A 7,126-nucleotide genomic window follows, 5' to 3' on the forward strand; every position below is an offset into this window, starting at 1 on the left:
ACCTTGGATCTTCATGAATCGCTTCATAGTGAAAGTGAAGGTAAAGGAGCGGGTCTTCCCAATTTGTATAATACTCGACTGTATCACTGGACTTCTTGCGGTCTAGCTGGGTCATATAGAGATAGGTCTCATTCAAGTCATACTCACTCTGGATGGGAAATACTTGACTGAATACCCCTATTATCACTATCAGCAATAATGGGACTCCTCCACCCGCAAATAGAGTCCATTTCCCCACACTAGTGGATAGAACACTCTTAACAGAGCCCATCCATGCTCTTGGGGCATATTTTCGTTGTCTCTGTTGTTTCGAAGAAGAGACGGGCTTTTTCTTTGGAATTTTATTTGTTCTACTGGAGTTTGATAAGGACTGTGATTTGGCGACAGTAGACAGCGTTGATTTGACATAAGCCAGACTAGTTTGGATAGGATATAACCTCTCACTTCCTTCTTGTATCTGTCGCTTCATCTCTACAATCTCTTGTAGATTATCCTCCTGAGCCAATAGGTCATCCGTTACACGACTAGATTCCACTTTCAATCGTTGCGCCAATGTCGATTTAACCAGCCCTGTTTGTTTAACAGAAGAAGGCTTCTTTACTTCATCCTTTTGCTCTACATCACCTGCAATCATTTCTGTCTTAGGGAAAACTTTGGAAGACACTTGCTTTGACTTCTGATAAGCGGGCACGGGGTTCCCTTTTTTCTTACGAAGTCGCTCTACTGCTCTCTTTACATCATCTACTGATACTTTTTTCAGAAATGAGGCCTTAGTAGTTGTCCTCATTCTCTTCCAGTTGTGGTGAGACAAGGAGATATTTTTACGCTCTGATGACGAACTAATGAGCTGAGTTTTGTCCGTTTCAAGTTCTATCGTTTTTTTCTCGTCCATACCCTCTCCTCTCTATTCATCAGGCATCAGTCGCAATGAGACGGTATAGTTTGGAATCCTTTGGAATAGGATTTTCAAAGGGTACTACGATGTCACCTGCCACAATCAAGCCTGTTCCCTTAGCCTTTGGCCGCTCAACATAGCGAGCTTGTTGTTCCGTTAGTTTCACCACTTTCTTTACCTCTTTGAGGGCTAAGCCCTCTAATTTGAGCAATATTTTAAAGTGACTATTTCCTAAGAGTTTCCGTCCTTGTGGTGAACCTGTTAGAGTTTCGGGCATCTGGGTAATACCTGTTGGAATACAGCCGTATTTACGGATTCGAGACCACAAATGATTGAAATAAGTAGCTTGGTAGTCCTCTTCAAAGTAAAGCTGTAGCTCATCAAAGTAGAACCAGACTTTCTCCCCTTTTGCTCGTGCTTCGACAACCTGATTCCAGATGAAATCTTGAATGACCAACAAAGCAAAATGCTTGAGTTGCCCTGATAAGCGCTGCAAATTAAAGATAATGAAACGATTGTCTAAATTCACCGAGGTCTGTTTTGAGAAGATGTCATAGCTTCCCAGCGTATAGATTTCTAACTTCAAGGCTAGCCGTTTTGCTTCTGCCTCTTCCTGTTTACTGAGTACCCTATACCACTCTTTGAGAGTCGGCTGTTCAAACCGTTTATAGGTGAGTTTGGTCACACGGTCAATGAGAGAAATCGTCTCATCTCCAAAATCCGATAGGAGACTAGTAAACAACGTAACAAGGAAGTTGGATTTGGCACCTTCAGGATCTTTATCGTCCTCTAACAACTTCTCCTTATCAGGAATATTCATCAGGTTAAAAGAGGTGTCTGTTCCTACCGCTATATCAATGATTTCAGCCCCAAACTCTCGACCGATATCTAAATATTCTGCCTCGGGATCGATGACAATCACCTTGTCCCTCTTGTATTTCAAGAGGGTAGAGATGATTTCGTTTTTGGCTACTACCGATTTCCCTGAACCTGACGCCCCCATAATCACACCACTTGCAGAAAGGAGGTCATTCTTTCGATCTATTGAAATGATATTGTGAGAGGCTTGATTTTGGCCATAATAGCGAGCATCAGGACTTTTTGAAATAAAATCGATAGATGAAAAAGGAATTTGAGTGGCAAGGTTGGCCGTCGTCATGCTCCTGGGAAACACCTTCTTGATGCGGACATTCTGGTGAAGATCTAAATAGTTTTTCCCAATTGGAAGAACCGTATTGAGAGCTTCTTCTTGGTGGTAATAGATTTCCCCAAAACGTACTCCCACCTTGCGCCCTGCTCGTTCAATTTTACTTTGATGCAAGGCTAATTCTTCATAGCTATTGGCTTTAAAGTAAACTAGAATCAATCCTCTAAAAATCTTCTGATCTCGATCTTTCACTTCTTTGCGCCAGTTTCCAGCTTCCTCAAAATCATCTGAAACTTGAGAACCTAGCACTAGTTCCGTTGGAATATAGGAAGTTGCGGCACGTTTCGCAGACCGAATCTGTTCCACATTGGCCTCAGCTTGCGCCTCTTCAATATCCTCAATAATCTCTTCGGTATCATAAGCGGTCGCATGAATCGAGATAGCTAGTTCAAGCCCTACAGAGGTTAATTCCTTAATCAAATCGTCTTCCATTGATTTCGGATAATATTTGATATATAAGGTCTTTGAAACCATCTCATTGATTTTGATATCTTTTCGATTAAATTCGATTAAATCCGGTGCAATAAAATCCTTACTAGTGAGACCTGAAATCCGCAAATCATGATACGTGTAGGGCAAGGTCTCTACTCCATTTAGAATCTCCGAAAATACTGAGAGGCGTTCCATCTCCGTCAGTGGCTGAAACGATACATCAATCGTCTTATAAATATTTTCAAGTGTCACGCCTACATCTTGTAACGCCAACTGGGCTTGTTTTTTGTCAATTGCCTCTTGAGAAATTGTCATGTATTTCCGAATTTCAAAATTATTGCTTGTAATATCAAAGCGTTCTTGGATTTGGGCATTTAGTTCGGCACGATAGTCATCATTACTATCATTGTTTTTTTCATAAAGAACTTGACGCAACACGTCTTCTTTCACTCTTTTATTGAGAATGAGAAGTTGTAAACTAGAGCTTGCATCAATGGCATTAAAAGCTTTGGCATGTGCCTCTCCAATGGTCAATTGTTGTTCATATTCAGCCGCAAGATATGAAACCTCTCCTAAACGGAAAGTGGTTGAATAGCTATCCCCTACAATGTGCATGAGCCCTCCTTGAAACAGGCTCGTATAAGCCAAGGTGTTTTGAGTAGTTGGCTTGATCTGGCGTTTTAATCGCTCTGCTCTTGCCAATTCAGATTTGGTCAGTTTCTCTGACATTTTTTGCTTGAATAAAGTCACTAGAATGGTACTCCCTTCTATTCTGGTCTTCCATTTGGTAAAGTCTACGTTTTGTCAAAAGAAAAAAATAAAAACGCTCTGATAAAGAGAAACGTTTATCAATACTTAGTCCAATAATCATCGTTGGACATAATAGACTTGCCGAGATAACAAAAACCAACCAATCTGGATAATCAAAGAAAAATAATAACGTTGTCACACCAAGAGTCAAAATACCTCCGAATAGCAACAACAGCCCTCTTCCTGTTAATTGGAAAAGAATTGGCTTTTCTTCTTTGATAAAATCGTTCAAAAAGATTGAGCCTAATTTATTCATCTTATACCCCCAATAACTGTCTCATTATTCGTCCGACACTGACAATTGCAACGATATAAATCCCCCCTTCGAAAATGGAAGCGAGTGCTACTCCGTACGGGATTTTTTCTACTTCTACAATAGCCGCAAAGAAGTTTGTGGGGGATAGAGCTGTATAGATGGCCGAGATAATACTGAGTCCCAAGGCAATGAGGACATAGGATGAAAAATATTTCAAAAAGGTAATGGCAATCGGACGAACAGTTTCATTGACCAGACAAGCTAACAATACAGGCGCTAAAACTTTTAAGAAATAGAGTTCGACATAGCGCATAAAAATCAGTAACCCAGCAATCGTATTCGCAATGAGTGACACTGTTCCACCAATCAAGTTTAAGATAATCTTTGCGACTCCTTTTGTGTGTCCAATATCAAATGTGTAGCTATAATCTTTTATTTTGACAACCTTAGAAATCAGGTGGGCGCCACTGTCCAGTAGCCACATCAGCCCATCTAAGATATTCGCAGAGTGTTGAATGAGCAACCAGCAGACTAGATATTTAAAGGTAATTTCAAGCCATAGTTTTTGCGGTAGCTTTTTACTCGTACTTCCTATCAACTCATACCATCTCATCATTTCCATTAGTAAAAAGATAGACAATAGGATATTGCCTAGAACAAGGAGCGCCTTGTTCATCGCAATAGCTGTTTGATTGACAATAGGATTGTACTCTGCAAGTGTCTTAATAAGGCTTGAAACATTTAGTTTCATATCAGCCCTCCTTATTTAAAATTTGATTGCTCGAATCGCTGCTACAATCGCTGCCGTAATGGTCGCCGAAAAGGCTGATAGGGCAAAACCATTGATAATCCCCTCTTGTCCCTGATCACGTTGTTCAGGTCGTTTATTCTTACGTCCTGCAAATACTTCGTACACTCCAAATAACATCCAAAAAAGACCTGAGATAGACATCAAACCTCCAATTAGTGTCACAATTTTAACGGCCATATCCATGTGTGTGTTCTCCTTTTTCCATTTCTAGTGTTTGTAAGGCTTCCTTCAAAGCTATTAATTCTTCGTTTTTGAGGGTAATCCCTCGACTCATTTTGCCGTTTGGACTCCATTTGCGGATATCCCATACAGCGGGTTTCTCATTGTAGGAAATAAGATTCAATTCCTTTGTCCAGCCTTTCGAGTCCGTTGATAAAACGGCAACTCGATCGATGACCTGAAACGTAAAGTGATTAGTTGTGTCTTCTGTCATCTTGTTTTACTCCTTTACAAACAGAAAAAAGCACAAATGACGAACCATTTATGCTTGTGGCAGTATAGAAAGACAAGAACTGTAAGTTGTGAGTACAGTCAGAAGAATTTGTGTCTTACAGTCACTAGACTTCCGTATACTGTATCATCGTGATTGATGCAAGGTCTTCCACCCTATCTTGACACCCGCTTCAAGGCTTTTTTCATCTGTTTACTGAACAAACGTGTTTTTCCTTCCGCAAGGCCTGCTAGAAGAAGAGCACCTAACAACGTGTAGAGAAGTCCTGCTTTCTCACCAGTCCGAGGAAGCCTTCCTGTTGCTTGTTCCTCTTTAGGAGTCTTGTTTACCCGTTTTTCGGTAATCAGCTCTTCTTTCTTACCGTCTTTATCGACAATCACTTGTTTAGCGGTGTTTTCAATGTCCGTTCCCGCTGGAACATCTTTCTTGATGGTCGCTGGAATCTCGACTTGATAATAGATCCCTAGGTCAAATTTAGAGGTGTCGAGTACCTTGATTTGACCAAGTGTCTTCTTGACCGAATCATTTGGTAGAACGGTAATCTTCCCATCTTTATTCTCAATATCAAACTGGCTTGTCACTTCCTTACCAGTAGACTTGTTATAGACCTTAATCGCTTTGGTGTCGATGGTCACATAACGCTCGTCATAGTCGTCTTCTGCCCCGATGGTCTGAAGTAGACTTTCTTTGTCAAACGGTGTCGTATCCACCCAGACCTGATAATGAATCGTTGTGCCAGCTTTGAGGACTGCCGTATTAATATTTTCAGGTTCGTTGTTATCTACTTTGTCCGCATACGGGCCTTTGTTCGTATCTGCATAGCGATCTTTCAACTCACTATCGTCATCTAACAATTTCGTTCCTTTGATGTCCACCCCTGCTTTATCAAGGACAAACTTGTGAGGTTCTGGTTTATTTTCCTTCACCTTGTTGACCCGTTTTTGAGTTGGTTTTTCAGATGGCTTATTGGGGTCTCCTGTTTCAGGATTGACCGTTGTCACAAATTGACGAGCGGTGTTTTCGATAGCTGTCCCTGCAGGAACATCTTCCTTGACGGTCACTGGAACATCAAACTTGTAATAACGACCAAAGGCAAAGCGCTCTGTATCGAGTACGTTGTCTTTGAGCAAGTCCTTCTTGGTTTGAATAGTGAGTTTCCCGTCCTGGTCTTTGATATCAAAGAGGTTGGTTGCCTCTTCACCTGTCTTGCCATCGTAGCCCTTGATATTCTTGATATCTAGGGTGAGGTGCTTGGCATCGTAGCTGTCCGTCAAGCCTGTTGCTTGAATCAGCTGCTCTGGTGTAAAGTGATTCGTATCGAGCCACAATTGATAAAAGAGCTTGTCCCCACGTTTCACGACCTTGGTATTCAAGTTCTGCGGTTCATTGTTGTCCACTTTATCCGCATACGGGTCTTGATTGGTGTCTGTGTACTCATCTTTCACCTCATCATCATCATCCATGAGCTTGTTTCCTGTGATATCAAATTGACCTTCTGACAAGTCAAACTTCTCTGGTTGGAAATCTACCTTTTTAGGACTTTTTACCTTATTGACCCGTTTTTGAGTTGGCTTTTCATCCGTTTTCGTTGGATCATCTCTTGGTGTATCACCATTTGTTGGGGCATCTGGATTGACCGTTGTCACAAATTGACTGGCAACATTTTCAATATCCACCCCGTCTTCCACATCCTCTTTCACCGTTACTGGAATGTCAAACTTGTAGTAACGACCAAAAGCAAAGCGCTCTGTATCGAGTACATTGTCTTTGAGCAAGTCCTTCTTGGTTTGAATGGTCAGTTTTCCGTCCTTATCCTCTACATCAAAGAGTTTCGTTACCTCTTCACCTGTCTTGCCATCATAACCCTTGATGTTCTTGATATCTAAGGTTAGGTGCTTGACATCATAGCTGTCCGTCAAGCCTGTTGTTTGAATCAGCTGCTCTGGAGTAAAGTCGTTGGTATCGAGCCAAAGCTGGTAGAAGAGCTTGTCCCCACGTTTCACAACCTTGGTATTCAAGTTCTGTGGTTCGTTGTTGTCCACCTTGTCCGCATACGGGTCTTTATGGGTGTCTGTGTACTCATCTTTCAATTCATCATCATCATCCATGAGTTTGTTTCCCGTGATGTCAAACTTCGCTTCAGACAAGTCAAACTTCTCTGGTTGGAAATCTGGTTTTTCAGGTGTAATATCTGGAATTGGATTGTCCTTAAAGGTCATACGAGAGAGACTAATCAAAGCCTTGCTTGAGGTGAGTGTCCCTGC

7 protein-coding genes are annotated in these 7,126 nt (G+C 41.5%); all 7 read right to left on the bottom strand.

What is annotated here, in order from left to right; all coding sequences use genetic code 11:
* A partial coding sequence (locus E4T82_RS11730) for a hypothetical protein (RefSeq protein WP_135182950.1) occupies positions 1–892 on the bottom strand: 892 nt, incomplete at its 3' end.
* A gap of 19 nt (positions 893–911) precedes the next feature.
* Complete coding sequence (locus E4T82_RS11735) at positions 912–3,263, bottom strand: VirB4-like conjugal transfer ATPase, CD1110 family (protein ID WP_228065157.1); 2,352 nt, start codon at positions 3,261–3,263, stop codon at positions 912–914.
* Positions 3,238–3,600 carry a PrgI family protein gene (locus tag E4T82_RS11740; RefSeq protein ID WP_135182952.1) on the bottom strand — a complete coding sequence of 121 codons (363 nt, stop codon included), beginning with the start codon at positions 3,598–3,600 and terminating at the stop codon, positions 3,238–3,240. Before E4T82_RS11740 ends, E4T82_RS11735 begins: the two co-directional genes overlap by 26 nt.
* Position 3,601: 1 nt before the next feature.
* Positions 3,602–4,351 carry a hypothetical protein gene (locus E4T82_RS11745; RefSeq protein WP_135182953.1) on the bottom strand — a complete coding sequence of 250 codons (750 nt, stop codon included), beginning with the start codon at positions 4,349–4,351 and terminating at the stop codon, positions 3,602–3,604.
* 15 nt (positions 4,352–4,366) lie between these two features.
* A complete protein-coding gene (locus E4T82_RS11750; RefSeq protein ID WP_228065158.1) occupies positions 4,367–4,588 on the bottom strand; it encodes a hypothetical protein in 222 nt (73 codons plus the stop codon).
* Positions 4,578–4,844, bottom strand: a complete 267-nt coding sequence (locus E4T82_RS11755) for a YdbC family protein (protein ID WP_135182955.1) — start codon at positions 4,842–4,844, stop codon at positions 4,578–4,580. Before E4T82_RS11755 ends, E4T82_RS11750 begins: the two co-directional genes overlap by 11 nt.
* Positions 4,845–5,017: 173 nt before the next feature.
* A partial coding sequence (locus E4T82_RS11760; protein ID WP_135182956.1) for an SspB-related isopeptide-forming adhesin occupies positions 5,018–7,126 on the bottom strand: 2,109 nt, incomplete at its 5' end.

Source organism: Streptococcus cuniculi (assembly GCF_004570575.1).
Classification (GTDB): domain Bacteria; phylum Bacillota; class Bacilli; order Lactobacillales; family Streptococcaceae; genus Streptococcus; species Streptococcus cuniculi_A.

Excerpts from the sequence above, each read along its gene's own strand:
- E4T82_RS11745 (WP_135182953.1), bottom strand. The coding sequence starts at position 4,351 with ATGAAACTAAATGTTTCAAGCCTTATTAAGACACTTGCAGAGTACAAT.
- E4T82_RS11735 (WP_228065157.1), bottom strand. The coding sequence starts at position 3,263 with ATGTCAGAGAAACTGACCAAATCTGAATTGGCAAGAGCAGAGCGATTA.
- E4T82_RS11740 (WP_135182952.1), bottom strand. The coding sequence starts at position 3,600 with ATGAATAAATTAGGCTCAATCTTTTTGAACGATTTTATCAAAGAAGAA.
- E4T82_RS11755 (WP_135182955.1), bottom strand. The coding sequence starts at position 4,844 with ATGACAGAAGACACAACTAATCACTTTACGTTTCAGGTCATCGATCGA.
- E4T82_RS11750 (WP_228065158.1), bottom strand. The coding sequence starts at position 4,588 with ATGGCCGTTAAAATTGTGACACTAATTGGAGGTTTGATGTCTATCTCA.